Origin of the sequence: Streptomyces sp. NPDC060209, assembly GCF_042728155.1 — a bacterium.
Classification (GTDB): domain Bacteria; phylum Actinomycetota; class Actinomycetes; order Streptomycetales; family Streptomycetaceae; genus Streptomyces.
The window spans coordinates 18,571-36,888 of the sequence record NZ_JBHWZS010000053.1; the positions used below are offsets into that span (position 1 = coordinate 18,571).

At 69.6% G+C, this 18,318-nt stretch carries 18 protein-coding genes; 6 read left to right on the top strand and 12 right to left on the bottom strand.

Going from position 1 to position 18,318, the window contains the following annotated elements; genetic code table 11:
- Positions 1–82 precede the first annotated feature (82 nt).
- Entirely contained in the window at positions 83–271 is a 189-nt protein-coding gene (locus ACFWFI_RS13410; protein WP_387388776.1) for a hypothetical protein, read from the top strand.
- On the opposite strand, the gene ACFWFI_RS13415 is transcribed toward ACFWFI_RS13410, so the two are convergent.
- From ACFWFI_RS13415 to ACFWFI_RS13445, 7 genes are all read right to left on the bottom strand, one after another.
- Positions 268–3,420 carry a tetratricopeptide repeat protein gene (locus ACFWFI_RS13415; protein WP_387388777.1) on the bottom strand — a complete coding sequence of 1,051 codons (3,153 nt, stop codon included), beginning with the start codon at positions 3,418–3,420 and terminating at the stop codon, positions 268–270. The two genes, ACFWFI_RS13410 and ACFWFI_RS13415, sit on opposite strands and share 4 nt — an antisense overlap.
- Positions 3,421–3,611: 191 nt before the next feature.
- Positions 3,612–4,625: an endonuclease/exonuclease/phosphatase family protein gene (locus tag ACFWFI_RS13420; RefSeq protein ID WP_387388779.1), complete on the bottom strand. Its 1,014-nt coding sequence runs from the start codon at positions 4,623–4,625 to the stop codon at positions 3,612–3,614.
- Between the two features lie 304 nt (positions 4,626–4,929).
- Positions 4,930–5,661, bottom strand: a complete 732-nt coding sequence (locus ACFWFI_RS13425; protein WP_387388781.1) for a phosphatase PAP2 family protein — start codon at positions 5,659–5,661, stop codon at positions 4,930–4,932.
- Between the two features lie 301 nt (positions 5,662–5,962).
- Positions 5,963–6,952, bottom strand: a complete 990-nt coding sequence (locus ACFWFI_RS13430; protein ID WP_387388812.1) for a C40 family peptidase — start codon at positions 6,950–6,952, stop codon at positions 5,963–5,965.
- A 115-nt stretch (positions 6,953–7,067) separates the two neighbouring features.
- On the bottom strand, positions 7,068–7,625 hold the full coding sequence (locus tag ACFWFI_RS13435; RefSeq protein ID WP_387388784.1) for a hypothetical protein: 558 nt from the start codon (positions 7,623–7,625) through the stop codon (positions 7,068–7,070).
- A complete protein-coding gene (locus ACFWFI_RS13440; protein ID WP_387388787.1) occupies positions 7,625–9,421 on the bottom strand; it encodes an alpha/beta hydrolase in 1,797 nt (598 codons plus the stop codon). The genes ACFWFI_RS13435 and ACFWFI_RS13440 overlap by 1 nt, the downstream gene beginning before the upstream one ends.
- The gene (locus ACFWFI_RS13445) at positions 9,418–9,798 is read right to left on the bottom strand and encodes a hypothetical protein (protein WP_387388789.1); all 381 of its coding nucleotides are present in this window, start codon (positions 9,796–9,798) and stop codon (positions 9,418–9,420) included. Before ACFWFI_RS13445 ends, ACFWFI_RS13440 begins: the two co-directional genes overlap by 4 nt.
- A 205-nt stretch (positions 9,799–10,003) precedes the next feature.
- On the opposite strand from ACFWFI_RS13445, the gene ACFWFI_RS13450 reads away from it, so the two are divergent.
- The 3 genes from ACFWFI_RS13450 (at position 10,004) to ACFWFI_RS13460 (ending at position 11,184) form a co-directional block, all read left to right on the top strand.
- Positions 10,004–10,648: a histidine phosphatase family protein gene (locus ACFWFI_RS13450; RefSeq protein ID WP_387388791.1), complete on the top strand. Its 645-nt coding sequence runs from the start codon at positions 10,004–10,006 to the stop codon at positions 10,646–10,648.
- A gap of 115 nt (positions 10,649–10,763) precedes the next feature.
- Positions 10,764–10,952: a DUF397 domain-containing protein gene (locus ACFWFI_RS13455; RefSeq protein WP_387388793.1), complete on the top strand. Its 189-nt coding sequence runs from the start codon at positions 10,764–10,766 to the stop codon at positions 10,950–10,952.
- The gene (locus ACFWFI_RS13460; protein WP_387388795.1) at positions 10,945–11,184 is read left to right on the top strand and encodes a DUF397 domain-containing protein; all 240 of its coding nucleotides are present in this window, start codon (positions 10,945–10,947) and stop codon (positions 11,182–11,184) included. The genes ACFWFI_RS13455 and ACFWFI_RS13460 overlap by 8 nt, the downstream gene beginning before the upstream one ends.
- 19 nt (positions 11,185–11,203) lie before the next feature.
- On the opposite strand, the gene ACFWFI_RS13465 is transcribed toward ACFWFI_RS13460, so the two are convergent.
- Together ACFWFI_RS13465 and ACFWFI_RS13470 are read right to left on the bottom strand one after the other, a co-directional pair.
- On the bottom strand, positions 11,204–11,785 hold the full coding sequence (locus tag ACFWFI_RS13465) for a hypothetical protein (protein ID WP_387388797.1): 582 nt from the start codon (positions 11,783–11,785) through the stop codon (positions 11,204–11,206).
- A 129-nt stretch (positions 11,786–11,914) separates the two neighbouring features.
- Positions 11,915–12,619 carry an NUDIX domain-containing protein gene (locus tag ACFWFI_RS13470; protein WP_387388799.1) on the bottom strand — a complete coding sequence of 235 codons (705 nt, stop codon included), beginning with the start codon at positions 12,617–12,619 and terminating at the stop codon, positions 11,915–11,917.
- 49 nt (positions 12,620–12,668) lie between these two features.
- Here ACFWFI_RS13470 and ACFWFI_RS13475 point away from each other — a divergent pair, with 49 nt between their 5' ends.
- Positions 12,669–13,427 (top strand): DeoR/GlpR family DNA-binding transcription regulator, encoded by a 759-nt coding sequence (locus ACFWFI_RS13475; RefSeq protein WP_387388802.1) that lies wholly within the window; start codon positions 12,669–12,671, stop codon positions 13,425–13,427.
- 64 nt (positions 13,428–13,491) lie between these two features.
- Here the strand turns inward: ACFWFI_RS13475 and ACFWFI_RS13480 are convergent, their stop codons facing one another.
- From ACFWFI_RS13480 to ACFWFI_RS13490, 3 genes are all read right to left on the bottom strand, one after another.
- Positions 13,492–14,025, bottom strand: a complete 534-nt coding sequence (locus ACFWFI_RS13480) for a TetR/AcrR family transcriptional regulator (protein ID WP_387388814.1) — start codon at positions 14,023–14,025, stop codon at positions 13,492–13,494.
- A 22-nt stretch (positions 14,026–14,047) separates the two neighbouring features.
- Positions 14,048–14,884 carry an alpha/beta fold hydrolase gene (locus tag ACFWFI_RS13485; RefSeq protein ID WP_387388804.1) on the bottom strand — a complete coding sequence of 279 codons (837 nt, stop codon included), beginning with the start codon at positions 14,882–14,884 and terminating at the stop codon, positions 14,048–14,050.
- Positions 14,885–15,062: 178 nt separating this feature from the next.
- A complete protein-coding gene (locus ACFWFI_RS13490) occupies positions 15,063–15,791 on the bottom strand; it encodes a DUF6333 family protein (RefSeq protein WP_387388807.1) in 729 nt (242 codons plus the stop codon).
- 154 nt (positions 15,792–15,945) lie between these two features.
- Between ACFWFI_RS13490 and ACFWFI_RS13495 the strand changes: the two genes are divergently transcribed.
- Entirely contained in the window at positions 15,946–18,264 is a 2,319-nt protein-coding gene (locus tag ACFWFI_RS13495) for a hypothetical protein (RefSeq protein ID WP_387388810.1), read from the top strand.
- Positions 18,265–18,318: the final 54 nt, after the last annotated feature.

Sequence of the window (18,318 nt, forward strand, 5' to 3'; positions counted from 1 at the left end):
CTCGTCACGCCACGGGGCCCCTTCCGGCAGCCGATCGGCCCACTCCGTGACCGCCGTACGGGGCCCCCGGTACCGTGGACGCGTGTATCAGGACCCCTCGGACTCCCCCGTCCACGACCCCGCTCCGGCACACAGCACCACGACCGTCGAACGGGGCTCGTTCTGTCTGGCACGCTGCACCTGCGGCTGGTCGGGCGCCGCCCGGCGCTCCCGGGACCGGGCCCGCACCGACGCGCATGAGCACCTCGGGGCGCCGGAACAGCAGGGCTAGAGCGTCTCCCGCAGCCGCCGCACGACCGACTCGACGCCCGGTCCCGCCCCGGGAACGACCTCGCGGAGGAACGAGAGGTCCTCGATGGTCTCCCCGACCTGGCTCGCCCCCGGCCCGAGCCCGACCAGCGCTTCGCACCGGGCGGCGGCGCTGTCGCCTTCGAGCAGGGCGCAGGAGAGGACGAGCAGGCCCTGGTGGGCGTCCACAGCCCTGTCGTCTCCCTCATCGACAGCGGTGAAGATGCTCGCGGCACGCGCGAAACGCGCCTCCGCCTCCTGGCCGTCATCCGCCGCCCGCAGCGCGAGGGCGTACAGCATCTGATTCCAGCCGTCCTCCGGATCGACCTCCACGGCCCGGGCGCAGTCGGCGACGGCCTCGTCGTGCCTGCCCAGGCGCAGATACGTCCGGGCACGGGTGCACAAGGTCCAGTCCGAGGTCGGATTGATCTCGATGGCCCGGGTGAGATCGGCGACCGCGGCTTCGTAGCGGCCGAGGCGTTCGTACAACTCACCACGGCTGCCGGCGGCCCAGGCGTACCCGGGGCGGATGTCGAGGGCCCGGGTGTAGTCGGCAATGGCCTCCTCCCGCCGGCCCAGGGACTCGTACACCTGAGCCCGGCTGCCGTAGGCCCACGCGTACTGCGGATCGGTGCTGACAGCCCGGTCGAAACCGCTCAGGGCCTCCTCGTGACGGCCCAGCGCGGCATGGACATTGGCGCGGCCGGCGATGGCCCAGGCGTAGTCGGGCACGATGTCGATCGCCCGGGTGTAGTCGGCAATGGCCTCCTCCCGCCGGCCCATGGCCTCGTTCACCCGCGCCCGGCTGCCGTAGGCCCACGCGTACTGCGGGTCGATCTCAACCGCCCGGTCGTAGTCGGCGACAGCTTCCTCGTGCCGGCCCATCCGCTCGAACAGCTGCGCCCGGCTCCCGAGGGCCCACTCATAGAGCGGGGCGATCCCGATGGCGCGGTCGTAGTCGGCGAGGGCCTCCTCCTGCCGCCCCAGGGACTCGTACGTCTGAGCCCGGCTGGCGTAGGCCCAGGCGTACTGCGGATCGATCTCGACGGCCAGGTCGTAGTCGGCCAGGGCCTCCTCGTGCCGGCCCATCCGCTCGAACAGCTCCGCCCGGCTCCCGAGAGCCCACTCGTAGCGTGGATCGATCCCGATGGCCCGGTCGAAATCGGCGAGGGCCTCCTCCTGCCGCCCCAGAGCCTCGTACACCTGAGCCCGGCTGCCGTATGCCCACGCGTACTGCGGATCGATCTCGACGGCCCGGTCGAAATCGGCGAAGGCCTCGTCATGGCGCCCCAGATTCCGATAGGCGTCACCGCGGGTACCGAAGGCCAGGACATACTGCGGGTCGATCTCCACCGCACGGGTGCAGGAGGCGACCGCTTCCTCATGACGGCCCAGGACCCGGTAGGTCTCCCCGAGCCCCGCGTGGGGGCGGGCCGCGTCCGGCGTGAGGGCGACGGCAGCCTCGCAGTCCGCCAGCGCGCTCCCCGTGTCACCTACGTGCCGGTGTTCCGCGGCACGGACGGTGTACGCCAACGCCCTGCCGGCCGCATCGAGTTCGGGCGCGCTCAGCAGCAGAGTCAGCGCGGCCGCACCCGGCCTCTCCTGTTCGGCCGCGGCTTCGATGCGATGGCCCCAGGAGCTGAGGGCCACCGCGTCGGTGTCGAGTCCCGCGCGGCCGAGGATCTGTGCCCAACGGCGCAGCGTGGCGACATCGAGTTCAACGGCGTGGGCACTCTGGCGGAGCGCGTCGGGCAGTGCGGTACGAGGATTCGCGCACAGCCGGTGATACGTCTCGTTCAGCCGGTGCTCCCGCCAGGTGGCGTCCCTCCAGTGGTCCTCGGGGTCGGTGCCGATGTCCGCCTCCACCGCGAGCCGCCACTGCCGGCACAGGTCGGCCAGGCGGGTGTGCGCCTGCTGCCACCGAGCGGGCGACCGGGTCCGCTGCAGGCGCAGCATCGCGGCGCGTACGACGTCGTGATAGCGGCAGCGGCCCCCCTGGGGAGAGACGAAGGCCAGGCCGCGCAGCCACGAATAGCTCTCCGCCGCGGACTCGGGGACGACCGCGCGGTAGATGTCCTCGTCGATCTGCAGAGGAAGCGCACAGGCCAGCGCGGCCTCGCGCCGCACCTGGTCCGGCTCCCACTTCAGGAACCTCTCGACCGCGGTCTCGGAGGGATCGGCCAAGCCCGCGCCCCCTCCCGGATCGCTCCGGGCCAGCATGTCGACCAGCAGCGGCAGCCGGCCCGACAGGCGCAGCACCAGTTCGACGCTGGGTTCGTCGGTGACCCCGTGGGTGGAGAGCAGCGTGCGAGCCTCCTCCTCGGAGAAGACCTCCAGGCACACCTCGGTGACCTGGCTGAGCCAGTCGCCCCAGACCCGGGTGTCCAGGCGCAGTTGCCCGGCCAGCACGATCTGCACATTGACGGGCAGGCTGCCGTACTCCTCCCCGAAGGCGATGCTCCGCAGCCAACTGTCGAGGACCGGCCCCGTCCTCTCGTACACGTCGAAGAACAGCACCACCCGCTCGCACCGCTCCGCGACCTCGGCCAGGTCGTCGAGGAAGACGGGGGCGAGGCCCACGAGCGGGTTCATCACCAGCTGCACATCGTCATGGCTGCGCAGGCGCGTGTTCAGCATCGCCCGCACCCGGTCCGCACCCAGCGCCACCTGCTGCGGATCGACGGCACCGGTGAAGATCCCGGCCCCGGGCACCAGCGCTCCCAGCCCGGCCAGCCCCGCCTGGGCCACCACCATGCTCGACGGCGACGGTCCGGCTGCCACCACTCCCGGCTCACCCGGGGCGGGCTGCGGTACGGGGGCCGCACTCTCCGCCTGGTGCCTGCGCTGACGGTAGGTGGTCAGCTGCTTGTCGAACCTCTTCAGAGGGTGGCCTTGCCGCCCGAGCCGCGCGCTGACCGCTTCCATCGCCTCGAGCACGTCGTGCACCTCGTCGTCCACGTACGCCGTGACCACAGAGGTCTGCTCCCGCGCCGCGGCCTCCCACTGGCGCACCAGGGTCGACTTCCCCACACCGCCGTTGCCGCGCACATGGAAGAGAAAAGGGAAGTCGGCCTCTTCGGGATCGCGGGCGAACGTCTCCCGGAAGGCGGCCAGCTCACCCCGGCGCCCCACGAACCCCGCACGCCCGCGCCGCCGATTGACTTCCTGCCGTGACGGCCGCCGACCGGCCACACGCATCACCCCCCGGATCTCCGGACATGATGCCCTGCCACCGGAGAGGCGGAAACGGAACGACCGAAGTCGGCCGAGGCGGTCCCCCAGCGCCTCTGCTGAGGCTCCGGGCGTATGCGTGTGTGCTGTCGCTACTCCGGCAACAGCGCCAGTACCGCGACGACGGCCCGATGGTCCGTACCCGGCACGGTGTGCTCGCCGACGGAGACCCCCACCAGGCCGGGGCCGTGCAGGACGTGGTCCAGTTGGATCAGAGGCGGGACAAGGGCATGGCCGACGGGCCATGTGCGGGCCCACCCGTGGCCGAGTTCGGCGTGGGTGTCCGTGAGGCCGGCCGCGAGCAGCCTTCGCATCGGGGTGTGGTCCAGGGAAGCGTTGAAGTCGCCCAGGAACACGGTGTCCGGGCTGCTGCGCCGGGCCATGGAGGTGAGGGCGGCCATGTCCCGTGTCCAGCGCTTCACGTCTCCGAGCGGGTAGTAGGTGTGCACGGCGACGAAGTGCACCGTTCGCCCGCCGACCGCGACCTCGGCGGTGGTCTGGGGCCAGGCGGTGTCGACCTGCGTCGTGCCGGCGTGGGACAGCGGGCGTCGCGAGTAGATCGAGGAGTCGTACTCGGGGTGCAGTTCCCGGTACGGCATCAGCGCATCCAGGCCCGCCTTGTCGAGCGCCTCCACACCTCCCGACGGCAGCTGCTCCACAGCCAGCACATCGATCCGCTCGGTGCGGACCAGCTCCACCAACGCGCGGGGATCGGCACCGCCGGCATCGGCGTTGAGAGTGGCCACACGCAACTCGACCGATTCCGCCGGCACGTGCCGGCCCTCGGGTATGAACCGCGGGGCCAGCAGCGCACCGTGAGCGACCAGCAGAACCGCGACGACGGCCACAGCCCATCGGGACCGCAGGGCCGGAACGGCGACCAGAACGCCCAGCACCAGCACAGCGAGAACGGTGGAACAGGGAAAGAGCACCATGGGCATCGCGAGCGGTGTTCCCGCGTCGAGCCCTGTCAGCCGGACGACGAGCAGAGCGGCGGGTGCGGCAAGGACGATGCCACAGGCCGACAGCCCCCACGCTCGTCCGCGTCCGGCGAGTGCCCGCCGCCGGCCCGCGTCACGCGGGGCGTCGGTATCAGTGCCCGTCATTTGTCCCCACCCTGAGTCGCGCCCGGCGCGATGATCGTCATCACCGGTTCCCGCTACCGGGACGTCCGCACGGGCGCGCACGGTTCCGGGCGCAGACGGCCGCCGGGTCCCTGGTGAACCAGGCCGGTGACGGGCGCCTGCACATGCGGGGGGCTGACGAGCCGCGCGAGAGGTGACGACGTGCGTGAGGGGCGACGCCGCGCGAGAGGCACGACATGCGTGAGGGCCGACGACGCGTGAGGGGTGACGACATGCGTGAGGGGCGCCCCTCGCGGGACACCCCTCGGAGCGTGGCGCCCTCTGCCTACGCGGCGAGATCCTTGTCGGTGGGCGTACTGCCACGGCCGGAACCCGGGCTCGGCTCAGGAATCCCGCGCGACTCGCCCTGACCGTCGGCGGCCGCGACCGCGCCGCCCGAGCGGACGAGCCGGCCGACCACTCCGGCGCGGGCCACGGCCCCCACCAGGGGTGTCAGCAGCATCATCGCGAGCGGGGCGAGCAGCAGGGCCACGGCCGTGCCGAGTGCGAAGCCGCCGATCACGTCGGTCGGGTAGTGCACACCCATGTAGACGCGGCAGAAGCCCTCCAGGAGCGCCAGCGCGATCGCCACCAGGCCGAACTTCCTGTTGGCCACGAAGAGCCCGACCGCGATCGCCATCGCCATCGTCGCGTGGTCGCTCACGAAGGAGAAGTCCGTCTTGCCCTTCACCAGGACTTCGAGCCCCTTGTGGTCGAAGAACGGGCGCGGCCTCTCCACGAAACCCCGGATCGGGATGTTGATGAGCAACGCGATCCCGGCGGCGAGAGGCGCCCACACGAGCCCGGCGACCGCCGTCACCGAGTCCTCGGTCGTCCCGCGTCGGCGTACGCTCCACCAGCACCACAGGACCGCCAGGACCATGGCGAACATGATCCCGAACTCACCGACGAACTCCATGACCCGGTCGAACCAGGTCGGAGCGGCCTTCGCCAGCCCATTGATGTCGTAGAGCAGGCTGACATCGGGGTTCGACCCATCGAGTGCGAGTCCAGCCATCTGCCGCGGCCCCTTGCCTTGTCTGCTGCTGCGACGCACAACGGCGTGCGTCGCCTTGGTCTGACCCCCGTGGTCGGTGCGGATTCAGTGCCGCGTCACGCCATGATGCCGTCACGCCCGACTGGTCTGGGCAGTCGCGCATGGTCATGTGCGCATGCTGTCCCAGTCCAGGGAACGGCCTGTCAGCTTCTTACGTTCCGTTCTCCACCGAATGATCACCATGACGTTATCGAAGAGTGACTCATCGTCGCAGCTCAGGGCCCAGGCTTCACAGAGAGTTCCGGCCACGGCCGACTGGCTGTCAGCTCTCCGGGAGCGCGGTCGGGAGCGCCGCGGCGCCATCCTTCGTGACTCTTGTCGCACCGAAGTAGTCAGGGGTGTCGATCTTGTCGAACCGGATCACCGCACCGGTGTACGGCGCGTTGATCATGTAGCCGCCACCGACGTAGAGCCCCACGTGCCGGATGGCCCGCGAGTTGTTCAGATCGTCCGAAAAGAACACCAGGTCGCCGGGGAGGAGCTCGTCCCTGGACGGGTGCGGCCCTGCGTTGTACTGGTCGTTGGCCACCCGGGGCAGCTCGATGTCGACGGTCCGGTACGCGGCCTGGGTCAGCCCGGAACAGTCGAACCGGCCACCCTGGTCGGCCGTTCCGTTCCCGCCCCAGAGATAGGGAGTGCCGAGCTTCTTCTGCGCGAAGTAGATCGCCCCGGCAGCCTGCTGCGAGGGCTGCACCCTGCCGACCGGCTTGGCGAAGCTCTTCTCCAGGGACCGGATGATTTTGACGTAATTCTGCGTCTCGCTGATCGCGGGCACCCCACCCGACTGGATCACCCGGTAGGCGCCCGCGTTGTACGCGGCGAGCATGTTGTCGGTCGGGTCGCCCGGCACCTTCTTGACGTAGCCGGCGAGCTCACAGTCGTAGGACGCGGCGGACGGAATCGCGTCGGCCGGGTCCCACACATCGCGGTCCCCGTCCTTGTCCCCGTCGATGCCGTGCGAGGCCCAGGTGCCGGGGATGAACTGCGCGATGCCCTGTGCGGCGGCGTGGCTCTGCGCGCGCGGGTTCCAGCCGCTCTCCTGGTACAACTGCGCCGCCAGAAGCGCTGGGTTGACGGCAGGGCAGAGGTTGCCCCACTTCTCCACGAGCGGCTGGTACCGCGCCGGCACCGCCCCCTTGGCCAGCCCGACGGCCCCGCTCGCCCCGGAGATCCCGGCGGCGGCGGAGTACGTACCGACGACGAGCAGGGCGATGAAGCACAGGCCCAGCCCGATCCCACCGCCGACGAACACCCAGTATTTCCGCACCCCCCAACCATCCCCCATTCGGGCGTGCTTCACCGTGCGATTCGCTGGTGTGTACGGGTGGATGGGGGCATGAGGGGGCGTCAGGGGCGGCTGCTGGGGGTCAGGGGGCGCCGGCGGACCAGAAGGGGGAGCGGATGTTGGGGCGGGGGATGTGCTCCATGCCCTCATAGGTGGGCGCGGTCGCCTGGGTGGTGGACTCGGCGACCTCGGACTCTTCGACGCAGGGGGTGTCGACCTCGAAGAACACCTGCCCCTCGCCACCGACGATCAGGCTGACGCCGAACCCGTCCTTCGTCTGGGCAAAGATGGCCGGGACATCCGGATCGTTGTTGATGGATTTCATCCGGTACCCGCTGTTGCGCCAGGAGCGATCCACTACGCCCAAGAAGTTGCCTCTGCGCTCTGCGGAAACGATGGTCATGACTGCGCGCCTTCTGGTTACGTCGCAGCTTCCGACACTGGTTGTGTCATGAGTCCATTTCACTTCTGGATCGATCCGTCCCAGGACGTCGTCAAGAATTCCATCTGCCCGCTCCGCTGCTTGCTGCATATTCATGTCAGTCCTTTCGCTACCTCCGAGAGACGCAACACCACCTGCGCATCCTGCTAGCGACACGAAAATAATCGGGACAACGATCAAGACACGGATTCTGCGCATTACCGGTACTCCTGAGATTTAATTTTCTCCGAACGCCCTGCCGCAATAAGTGCGATGTTATGTGAGGATGCCGCATCTCTCCTCGGATCGAAATATTGAGAATGCGCATCAATGGAAAATCCATCGCGGCTGACGAGCCCCGGACCTTCATCGACCTGGAACCGTTTGGCACCGAATGCCTCGCTCGCCGGGTCCTTTCCGAACCAAAGGTCATCGTCACCTTGATCCGCAATGTCTCCCGCAACATAGATGAAAGGCCCGGGCAGGGCCGCCGCCATGGCACCTGCAGCCACCTGCTGCTTCGACGGCATTTTCGTCACCACATCGTTTTCCGCTGCTCCGACGAATACGTGCTCTCTGCCCACTCCAAGATCCTCAGCACGATCGACACCTACCCCGGGGCTCCCTACCAGGATGATGTCGTCAACGCCTGGGATTCCATCTCCTTGCTGGGTTGCCGCACCAACGGTTCGCGAGCCGTACGAGTGCCCGATGGCCGTGAGGTGTGGATTTTTATTTTCATTAGTCACAGCCAGCCCGCCGGTGAATTCATTCAAACGTTTGCCGCCCTCTACTGCCCTACCGTCACCAGCAACAGCCAAACTGCTGAACCCGTCGATACCCTGCGGTGCGTCGTACCCAAGCCAAGCGATTGCAGCGCTGGAGGGATCGTGATACCGGGCACCCTTCGCGGTATCCAGGGCACGCTTAAGGTCATTCTTTGCGAAATCTTCGTCCAACGACGTATTCAGCCCCGGCACGTATGTTGATACGTTGCGTGCTGTATCCGGGTTCCCATACGAGACAATCGCTCGCCCATTCCCCTCATCGCTGATGCCCAAGAGGAACATCGGCGGCTCCCCCGGCTTAGCGGCCGCCCCCAACTGCCGGTCGATCTCCCTCAGTCCCGCCAGCTGCGTGACCGACTTCTCGTCGTCCCGACCCTCCAGCTTGCCGATCAGCAGCTGCAGGTTGTCCCGGTTGGCCGCGTCGCGGACCAGGGCCGGGATTCCGTCCAGGTTCCCGATCTGGTCGGGGTAGACCGCGAGGTACTCCTCGCGCTGTTCCTGGGTGAGCCCCGCCCACCAGTCACGCCGCTCCGCCGGAGACGCATCGCGCGGGATGGCGTCCTTCAGATACGCCCCCGCCGCGTCCCGGACCTCCGCCGCGTCGCCCGCCGCGTCCTTCCACGTGGAGTCCGGGACCTTCAGGCCCTCCTCCGCCTTCAGCCGGCGCAGGATCCCCGCGTATCGCCAGTCGATCTCGGCCGCCGCACGCACCGCCCCGGTCACCCGGTCCGCGATGTCCTGCGCCTTGGCCACGTTGGGGTTCGGAGCGACCAGGCCCGAAGGCGGCACCAGCCCCGGAGACCCGCTCGACGACGCCGTACCGCCCCGCAGTGGTGCGCCGTCGACGAGCCCTTCGCCGCCCGCCGGATAGGTCACCGTCCCGTCCGCGTGCACGGTGAACTTCAGCGCGGCCGCATCGTCCAGCGCCTCCGACAGCGCCCGCTGCTGGGTCTTCATCTCGTGGGCCAGGGAATTCAGCGTCGTACGGAGGAGACCGCACTCGGTGTACACGTACTGGAAGTTCCGCCCCAGCTGCCGCAGCCGCGCGACCGCTGCCTGCGCGGCCTCGCCCTCCTGCGTGTCGCGGAGCCCGGTGAGCAGCTGCTGCTCGACGCGGTCCCGCGCCGCGTCGGCCCGGTTGCTCGACTTGCCCCAACCGTCGGCCGCACCCTCCAACTCGGCGCACTTCAGGTCCCGTAACTGCGCCCAGGTCAGCGTCGGCGTCACCGCTCGTCACCCGCGCACGGCAGCACCGAGGCGAAGGACGACCTGACGGCCTCGTTCGTGGCGCCCTGAGTGCGCGCGACGTCCCGCAGCTTGGCCGCCAGGCTGCCGCACTCGCCCTGCGCCGCCTGGATCCGCCGCTCCCAGGACTCCCGTACGGCCGCCAGCTCAGCGAGGGCGGTCAGCCGGCCAGCCCCCGCCATGAGTCCCTGGTGCGCGAGGCCCAACTCGGCGCGCACCGGCCCCAGATGGGACACCAGCTCATCCGCACCTCCGGCAGCCCGCAGCCACGGCCCGTCGCTGTGCTTCAGCCTCCGGCCGCAGTCGCCCCCGACCGACGTCGGTCCCGTCGGATCACTCAGCCCGCGCACCACAGTCATGCCGCTCACCCCGTTCCTCGATCACGGAGCGGCACTGTCCCAAACGCGACGTGCCCGACACGCCGGGCTCACCGACGGCGTGGGCCGGACCCCCGTCCCCGCAAGGAACTGCCCGTGCCGACATCACCCGAACGCGCGACCCGGAACCAACCGGCAGGGAGTCACCGTCCACCTCGACATCCACCGGACCAGCCGAAAGAGCCCCATGACCGCGACCACGGCAACGACCTCGCCCGCGACCCGCTTCCTCTACATCGCCCGCCACGGCGAGGCCTCCCCGGACGAGACCGAGCTGACTGAGCAGGGCCGGCGCCAGGCGGCCCTCCTCGGTGAGCGGCTCCGGGACATACCGCTCTCCGCCGTCCACCACGGCCCGCTCCCGCGGGCCGCCCAGACCGCCCGGCTGGTCCACGAGCAGCTCGGGCGGGACATCCCCCTTCAGGTGTCGGAGGCGGCCGGGGACTACGTCCCGTACGTCCCGCGACGCGAGGAGCTTCCCAAGGGGTCGGCGGACCGGCTTCTCGCGTTCGTGGAGCAGTTCCCGGAGGACGAACGCAGCCGGGGCCCGGAGCTGGCAGGGGCCGCACTGGCGCATTTCACCGGAGCGGCGGACGGCGACGGTCCCCGCCATGAACTGGTCGTCACCCACGCCTTCCTGGCCGCCTGGCTGGTACGGGACGCCCTCGACGCCCCTGCTTGGCGCTGGATGGGCCTCAACCACGCCAATGCCGCGCTGACGGTCATCCGGTACACCCCAGGCCGGCCTGCGGCCCTGCTCATGGTCAATGACATGGGCCACCTCCCGGCGGACCTCCGCTGGACCGGATTCCCACCGGAGCTCCGCGCCTGAGCAGGCCCGGGCCGCTGGTTGCCCCCCGGACGGATGGTTTACGCGGCACCGTCCACGCGGTCCGGGGGCACGCGACTTCGTACACACCATCGCCCGAACTCTGTGAGGGATTCAGATGTCCGCACTCGCTTGGCAGAAGTCGTCCTACTGCGCTCAAGGCAACTCGTGCATACACGTCGCCGCAGACCAGGGCTCGGTAGCCCTCACCGAGAGCAGCGACCCCGGCGGCGCGACACTCCGGACCAGCCCGTCCGCCTGGGCCGCCCTCATCCGCACCGTCAAGGAAGCCCAGGACCGTGCCTGACTTCCCCATCGGCCTCACCTGGACCCGCGCCGCCCCCGAGGACTCCGAGGGGACCGGACCCTGGATCGAGATCGCGTTCGGCCCCGGGGGACTCGTGCACCTGCGTGGGACCAGCAATCCGGGCACGGTGGTGACCACCACGGCTCAGAAGTGGGAGGCCTTCGCCAAGGGCGTCGTGGCCGGCGAGTTCGACCATTTCGCCGAGATCGACGTCGCCGCCTCGGACAACTGACGTTCCGCGGAGCACTCCCTCAGCCGCAGTCCAGCGAGTTCAGTTCCGAGGAGACGATCGGGTCGGTGGCGGTGCCACTGACCGTGAACGTGCCGCCGGACCGGCTCCAGTGCAGCTCGTACGTGCCGTCCGCTACGGGCCGGTGCATGTCGTCGGCCGTCCAGGAACCTGACGGCCGCCAAGCCATTCCGGTGCGGCCAACCGCGTACACCTCACCATTACTGATCTTCAAGAATGACGTCTCCCGCACCACAGCCAGACAGCCGTCAGGGCCTGTGGGCCGAAGAATCCGGTAGTCCGCACCGCCCGTCAGGTCGCTGACCGCCCCGAAGGCACTGCCGAGCCCGGCAGCAGCAACCAGCAGGGCGAGGACGAACCGTGGCAGGGCTCTGCGACGCGCAGGTGCCCGGCCGGCCGCCGAGCGGTGCCGCACCGCGTGGACTCCCATGAAGATCAGCGACACGAGGAGCAGCGCGGCACTCACCGCCCATCCGGGGATCACGTGCCCCATGACGACCAGCAGCAAGCTGCTCCAGCCCACAGCGGCGGCGAGGAGCAGGCCGGCGGTGGCGACATCCAGGTACGAGACCTGTTGCTTCACTTGCTTCACTCTGCCGAATCGACCCGGATCAACTTCCATCGGTGCACCCTATGGCCGCCCAACTCCGGCGCTACGGCCAGGGCTTCACGTCGGCGCCGGCTGGGTACCCCTCCGCTCACGGCCTGCTGATCAGCATTGTCGGCTAACGCCCGCTGCGGGGGCGAAAGGCCCGTCCAGCGCTGCCCATTGCAGGAGCAGGATGGTCTTGCCGTCCTTGATGCGTCCGTCGCGGGTCATGGCGAGGGCTTCGGTGAAGGGCAGTTCGAGGACCTCGATGTCCTCGCCTTCCTCCTCCAGTCCGCCGCCGGCCCCGGTCCGGTCGTCCGGGGTGTAAGGAGCGGCGAAGAAGTGAAGGCATTCGGTGACGGAGCCGGGGCTCATGTAGGCGTCGAGGACGTGGGTGAGCGTGCCGAGGGCGACACCGAGTTCCTCGGCACTCTCGCGCCGGATGGCGGCGGGCGGGTCGTCCGCGTCGAGCAGCCCGGCGGCCGCTTCGACGAGCAGACCGTCAGGGTGACCGTTGACATAGGCCGGGTAGCGGAACTGCCGGGTGAGCAGGACTCGGCCGCGTTCGGCGTCGTAGGGGAGGACCACGGCGCCGTCGCCGCGGTCGTAGGTCTCCCGCTGCTGGGTCTCCCAGCGTCCGTCGCGGCGGCGGTAGTCGAAGGTGGTGCGCCGCAGGACATGCCAGCCCTGGGAGGTGAGCTCGACGTCGCGGATCACGACGTCGGGGTTGCGGTCCAAACCGCGTCCGGCCTGGTCGAGGCGGGTGCGGCCGCGATGGTCGGGAGCGTCGATGCCGGGGCGGCCGCTCACGCGGTCTCTTTCGGTCATGCCGCGCTACACTACATGCAGAAACGTGCAACATCAGGAAAGAGTGCGAATGCTGGCTGCTGAACGGCGCGACCACCTGCTCGGCCTCCTCGCCCGCGAGGGCAAGATCGTCGCCAAGGACGTCGCAGCCGAGCTGAGGATTTCCGAGGACAGCGTGCGGCGCGACCTGCGCGATCTCGCGGCCGAGGGACTGTGCCAGCGGGTCTACGGCGGCGCACTGCCCGTCTCTCCGGCCGTGGCCGACTACTCCGCCCGGCAGGCCGTCGCTCCCGACGGCAAGCGAAAGGTCGCCGCGGTGGCCGCAGGACTGGTGCGGCCGGGCAATGCGCTGATCCTCGACGGTGGAACCACCGCACTCGCCGTCGCCCATGCCCTTCCGCAGGACCTGGCCTGCACCGTGATCACCCACAGCCCGACGATCGCCGCGGCCCTGCTCGACCATGCGCAGGCAGAGCTCTTCCTGCTCGGGGGCCGCATCTTCAAGCACTCGGCCGTCGCATGCGGCGCCGCCGCGGTCGAGGCGGCGCAGAACGTCACCGCAGACCTCTGCCTGCTCGGCGTCACCGGCGTGCACCCCGAGGCGGGACTGACCACCGCGGACTCCGAGGAAGCGGCGATGAAACGCGCCCTGGCCGCACGGGCCGCGGACACTTACGTCCTCGCCTCGTCCGAGAAGATCGGCACGGCTTCGCGGTTCCGCGTCCTGCCCTGGGAGAAGGTCAGCGCACTGATCACCGACGCCGACCCCCAGGACGCCGTCGTCGAGCAGCTCAAGGCGCTCGGTGTGGAGATCCTGGCAGCCGGCTGACGGCTCTGACTGGGACCCCCGGCCTCAGGCGGCGACGGGGCGATCGCCGACGGAGGCCGCGTTCTCAGACAGCGCGCAGGCCACGGTCGGCGAAGGCGATCAGCCACTCGAAGCTCTCGTCGACGTCGGCGCTCCACTGAAAGCCGTCGGCCGCCTGCAAAGTGGCGAAACCATGGAAGAGGCTGCGGAGCATGCGCAGGGCGTGGTCCACGTCGGACTCGGCGATTTCGTAGCCGCGCAGGACCGCCATGAACGAGTCGAGCAGCCGTCGGCCCGCGGTGGCGAGCGGATCGTCCGGGCCGGACGGCTCCACTCCGATCGTCGCGGCGTAACGGCCGGGGTGCTCCAGGACGAAGGCCCGGAAGGCACGCGCCGCGGCCGCGAGGGCGTCGCGGCCCGCGAATCCCTGGACCGCGACTCCGACGGCATCGGCGGCCTCGCTCAACGCCAGCGCCGCGATGCGCCGGTTGAGGTCTCCCTGGCCACCCACGTGCTTGTACAAGGACGGGGAACGCACGCCCACCCGCTCGGCCAGCAGACCCATCGTCAGGTTGGCGAGGCCCACCTCGTCGGCGAGGGCGGCACCGGCCGCGACCACGGCCGCCGGGTCCAGGCCGGCCCTAGGCACGGGCGGCGTCCGACCGGAGGAAGCCGAGCACGAGCGAGACCACCTGGTCGGGGAACTGGTCGTGCGGGTAGTGCCCGGCGCCCTCGATCATCTCGAGGCGACCGAGGCCGGAGGGCAGGGCGTCGACGATCGCCGTACCCTCGGCGTGCGGGTCGGCCCAGTCCGGGTCGAGCGTGCCCATCACGACCAGGACCGGGCAGCGGACGTTGCCGAGCTGCGCGCCCGCGTCGGTCGGGGCGCTCCGGCCCATGCCCTGCAGGGCCTTCATCCGGCCCGGCTCGCGGAGCAGGGACTCGATGCGGCCGAGCCGCTCGGCCCAGTCGGCCGGCTTCACGCCGGGGTAGGCCACGCCGAGGTACGAGCGCCAGAGGGGCACGCTGCCGAACATCCCCGCGCCGAGCAGCCGCAGCATGCCCTGCCGGAAGCGCTTCACCCGCAGATCGCCGAGCCGGACCGACTGCTTGCGGGTGAACGGCGCCAACTCGACGACCCCGGTGACCAGCGACGGCTCCTGCGCCGCGGCGATGGTGGCGGCACCGCCGGAGAGCGAGTGACCGACGATCACGGCAGGGCCGCCCAGGTGGCGGATCACGGCGAGCAGGTCGCCGGCGACGGCGGTGCGGCTCCAGGCCGACCAGCCGACGCTGGACTCACCGCAGCCGCGCAGATCGACCGCGGCAACCCGATAGCCCGCTGTCACCAGCGACGGGACCAGTTCGCGGTATGCGGCGCGGCTGTCGCCCATGCCGTGCGCGAGAACGACCAGCGGGCCGGACCCCGCCACCTCGTAAGCGATCGTGCCGCCGTCGACGGCGAGGTACTCGGGCACGATGCCCTCCAGGGTTGGCTAATTGACTTAACCAAAAGCTAATTCCATTAGCCTACGTTGTCAACGACGCGTCCCGGCGCGGCGACAGGAATCGACGAAACGCAGGCCGGAGGCAGCGCGTGCCGCAGCGGTCGGGCGGTGCGCAGGCGGAGAGGTCACTGACCCGCCGGCCGGCGGGTCAGTCGGCGAACCAGACCTCTTCCATCAGGTCCGTGGCGGCGTGGGTGTGGCGGACGCGGAACACCGACGTCTTCACCTTCCTCCGCCTCCATGGGCGGTGGGCGCCGAGGATCAGCTCCCCGAGGCCGCCCCAGTACGTCGAGGTGGGGTTGTCCGGGTCGTACGCGACATCGGCGTCCTTCGCCGTCCGTGCCGTCACCCCGCAGGCATCCAGAACGGCCCACGGATCGCCTTCCAGCGTCCACCGCGACGCATCGTCCTCGCCCGGCCAGCCCTCGGAGTGCACCAGTTCGAAGCCGGGCACCGCCCAGGCGGCCTCCTCGTGGGTCTCCCCGCAGTCGACCGTCGCCCCGCCGATGACCTTCGCCCCCGGGAACCGCTCCGCGAGGTTCCTGACCTGCTCGAGAACCGGCCACGAGTTCCCCTCGTCCGCCAGTGCGGGATCCGAGATGCCGATGACGTTCCCCCACCTCCCGACCTGGATCCGGTCCAGGTCGTCGCGGGCCGCCGGAGAGAAGCCGTCGCTGATGTTGCGCTCCCCCTCGTACTCCAGGACCTCATCGACCGTTCCGAAGGATGCCGCGAACTCCCTGGCGCCCTCGGGGTCGTTGGGCGGCAGGCCGTCCGAGAGGTCCGGGAACGGCGGCAGCACCACCGTGATCGCGTGCCGGCCCGACCCCCGCACCCGCGCCTGCGACGGGTACGTCCAAAAGCTGTTCTCCGTCATGTCGGCCACCGTAACGCCGCGCTCCCGCGACACGCCGCCCGAAAGGCTGTGCATCCAGGGCCAGTTGACCCCTAGTCTGGCGCAGCCGGCGTCAACGACCACGGGGGCCACTGACCCGGCCCATCCCATCCTGGGCCCCCCAGGAGAAATCGACGTGACCCAGTTCATACGACTGCCGCGACGGCGCGTATGGGCCCGAGGCATCCTCGCCCTGGCCTGTACATCTGTCATGACCATGACCGGATTCCCGTCCCTCGACAGTGCGGAGGCGGCCAAGCCGCCGGCACTCAAGCCCGGCAAGCGCTGCGACGAGCTGTTCGGCCTCAAGGGCACTCCCGCCAAGCAGCTCCCGCAGGCCGACGCCTCTCGCGTGAAGGACCTGTGGGACCAGTACGCGTACGTGAACCCCGGCATGGAGTTCGACGGGCTCAACCCCAGCCAGCAGGAGCTGGACGCCGCCGGGAAGGACTACAAGAAGTTCCCGCACAGTGACCCGCGCCGGATCTACGCACGCTTCAACGCCCAGAAGCGGTGGACGAACTTCGACGACTACCTGACGAAGCAGTACATCCCCAACCAGGGAAACGACCCGCGCGGCGACGCGTTCGAGAAGAAGGTCGTCAAGGAGATGGGCCTGACCGGCCCGGACTGGATCTGTCAGAAGGAGGTGTACTTCACCGACCCCGACACCGGCGAGCGTCACAAGCGGGTCCTGGACGCGTACAACAAGAAGTCCCGCGAGATCGTCGAGATGAAGTCCAACGGCAAGCCCGACTCGTCCCAGACCCCCGCCGACAAGGCCTGGGCCCGTCACAAGGGCTGGAAGTCCTACAAGTACACCTTCGTCTTCGGAGAGGAGCAGAAGAGCGAAGCCCGCACCTTCATGAAGGACATGAAGCAGACGGCGGGCAAGGACGCGACGGGCCGTGACCGGGTGAGGGAGTACAACTTCCACTCCGACCACAAGCCGCAGGCGCCGAAGAAGGCCGAGAGCGGCCCCTATCGGCGCAACGACCAGTTCCTGTCCAACGGCGCGGGGAAGAACACCGGCTCCCGTGGCGGCGGCAACGACCTGATCCGGCAGTCGCCTCCCACCCCGAAGACCCTCAAGGACCAGCTCGACCGCATCAGGGCGAGCGACCCCCAGGGCCGGATGCCCAGGGGCCCCGGCGGAATCGACTTCTCCACGCTCGACCTGCGCTACATCGGCAAACCGGTCAAGGGCAAAGGCCTGAACTACGCGTTCTCCGCGAAGAAGGTCGACGACGAGTACGCGGCCGGCTGGGGTGGCCAGGAGAAGGCGCAGCTCATCTCGGACGCGTTCTTCACCTGGCTGGCGCTGACCCCGGACAAGTTCTGGGTGAATCTGAATCCGGACGAGCCCGACCGGGTCATGGACGCCGAGTTCGGGAAGACCGACGCCGGCCGGATCCTCCTCGAGGCCGACCTTCAGATGAAGCACGACTTCTTCAAGGCGATGGACCCCAAGACCGGCCTCGGCAAGCAGTTCTGGGCGTCCCTGCCGAAGGTGAACGGCCGCCCCTGCTTCACCGGGATCCGCAACTGGATCGAGCCGGAGACCGCGTCGGTACGCGAGCAGGACGGTGGCATCTACATCCTCGACGCCCCTCTGCGGCTGAAGTCCACGCCCCAGGACTTCGACACCGACCCGGGCGGAGAGCAGATCTGCAACCCGACCGAGGCCGAGCGGGACCAGGCGCAGCAGGTCATCGACCGGATGATCGTCCCCGAGGTCGAGAAGACCATCAACACCGCACCGCAGTACGCGGATCTGCGCAGCGTCTACACCGCCCGCGTGGCCGCCGAGTTCATCCGCCAGCAGGACGCCGGGACCGCCACCGACTACCACGACGTCATCAACAGCAACGACGTGACCAAGTGGCCCCTGCGCGCGCCGAACCAGGACTGGGACAAGAACGAGCTGTTCCAGGAGTACCGGAACATCTTCCTCAACGGAGAGTTCCAGTACGACGTGGACACCGACGAGGGCGTGATGGTCTACATCGTCGGCGGAGTCGACTTCTCCAAGCAGCCCAAGCGCAACCTGGACCCGGTGCGCTTCCGCGCCGAGCACCCGTACAAGCCCCGCACCGCGCAGTTCGCCGTCGGACAGATGACCGATGACGCGGACAAGGACGGCAATGTGATGCTCGGCGGGAACACCGCCGGACAGTCCACCGGCGGCGACGAGGACCCGACCCCCGCCCCCACACCCACGGACAAGCCCACGGAGAAGCCCACCGACAAGCCGACCGGCACCCCGTCGTCCTCCGCCACGCCGGGCGGCAACGACGGCAGGCACACGCCACCGGCCGAGGACCCCGACGGCAACCTCGCCGGCACCGGTTCCGACACCCCCGTCGGCCTCATCACCGCCATCGCCGCCGCCCTCGCGGCAGCCGGTGGAGCACTGACGTGGTGGATGCGCCGGCGCAGGGCACAGCAGAGCTGACCGGGTAAGCCACCGGACGGCACACCACCAGCGGCTCCGCACCCGGCCCACGGG

Coding starts and splice junctions, on each gene's coding strand:
- ACFWFI_RS13420 (WP_387388779.1), bottom strand. CDS start 4,625: ATGACGGGCACTGATACCGACGCCCCGCGTGACGCGGGCCGGCGGCGG.
- ACFWFI_RS13425 (WP_387388781.1), bottom strand. CDS start 5,661: ATGGCTGGACTCGCACTCGATGGGTCGAACCCCGATGTCAGCCTGCTC.
- ACFWFI_RS13435 (WP_387388784.1), bottom strand. CDS start 7,625: ATGCGCAGAATCCGTGTCTTGATCGTTGTCCCGATTATTTTCGTGTCG.
- ACFWFI_RS13445 (WP_387388789.1), bottom strand. CDS start 9,798: ATGACTGTGGTGCGCGGGCTGAGTGATCCGACGGGACCGACGTCGGTC.
- ACFWFI_RS13450 (WP_387388791.1), top strand. CDS start 10,004: ATGACCGCGACCACGGCAACGACCTCGCCCGCGACCCGCTTCCTCTAC.
- ACFWFI_RS13455 (WP_387388793.1), top strand. CDS start 10,764: ATGTCCGCACTCGCTTGGCAGAAGTCGTCCTACTGCGCTCAAGGCAAC.
- ACFWFI_RS13470 (WP_387388799.1), bottom strand. CDS start 12,619: ATGACCGAAAGAGACCGCGTGAGCGGCCGCCCCGGCATCGACGCTCCC.
- ACFWFI_RS13475 (WP_387388802.1), top strand. CDS start 12,669: ATGCTGGCTGCTGAACGGCGCGACCACCTGCTCGGCCTCCTCGCCCGC.
- ACFWFI_RS13490 (WP_387388807.1), bottom strand. CDS start 15,791: ATGACGGAGAACAGCTTTTGGACGTACCCGTCGCAGGCGCGGGTGCGG.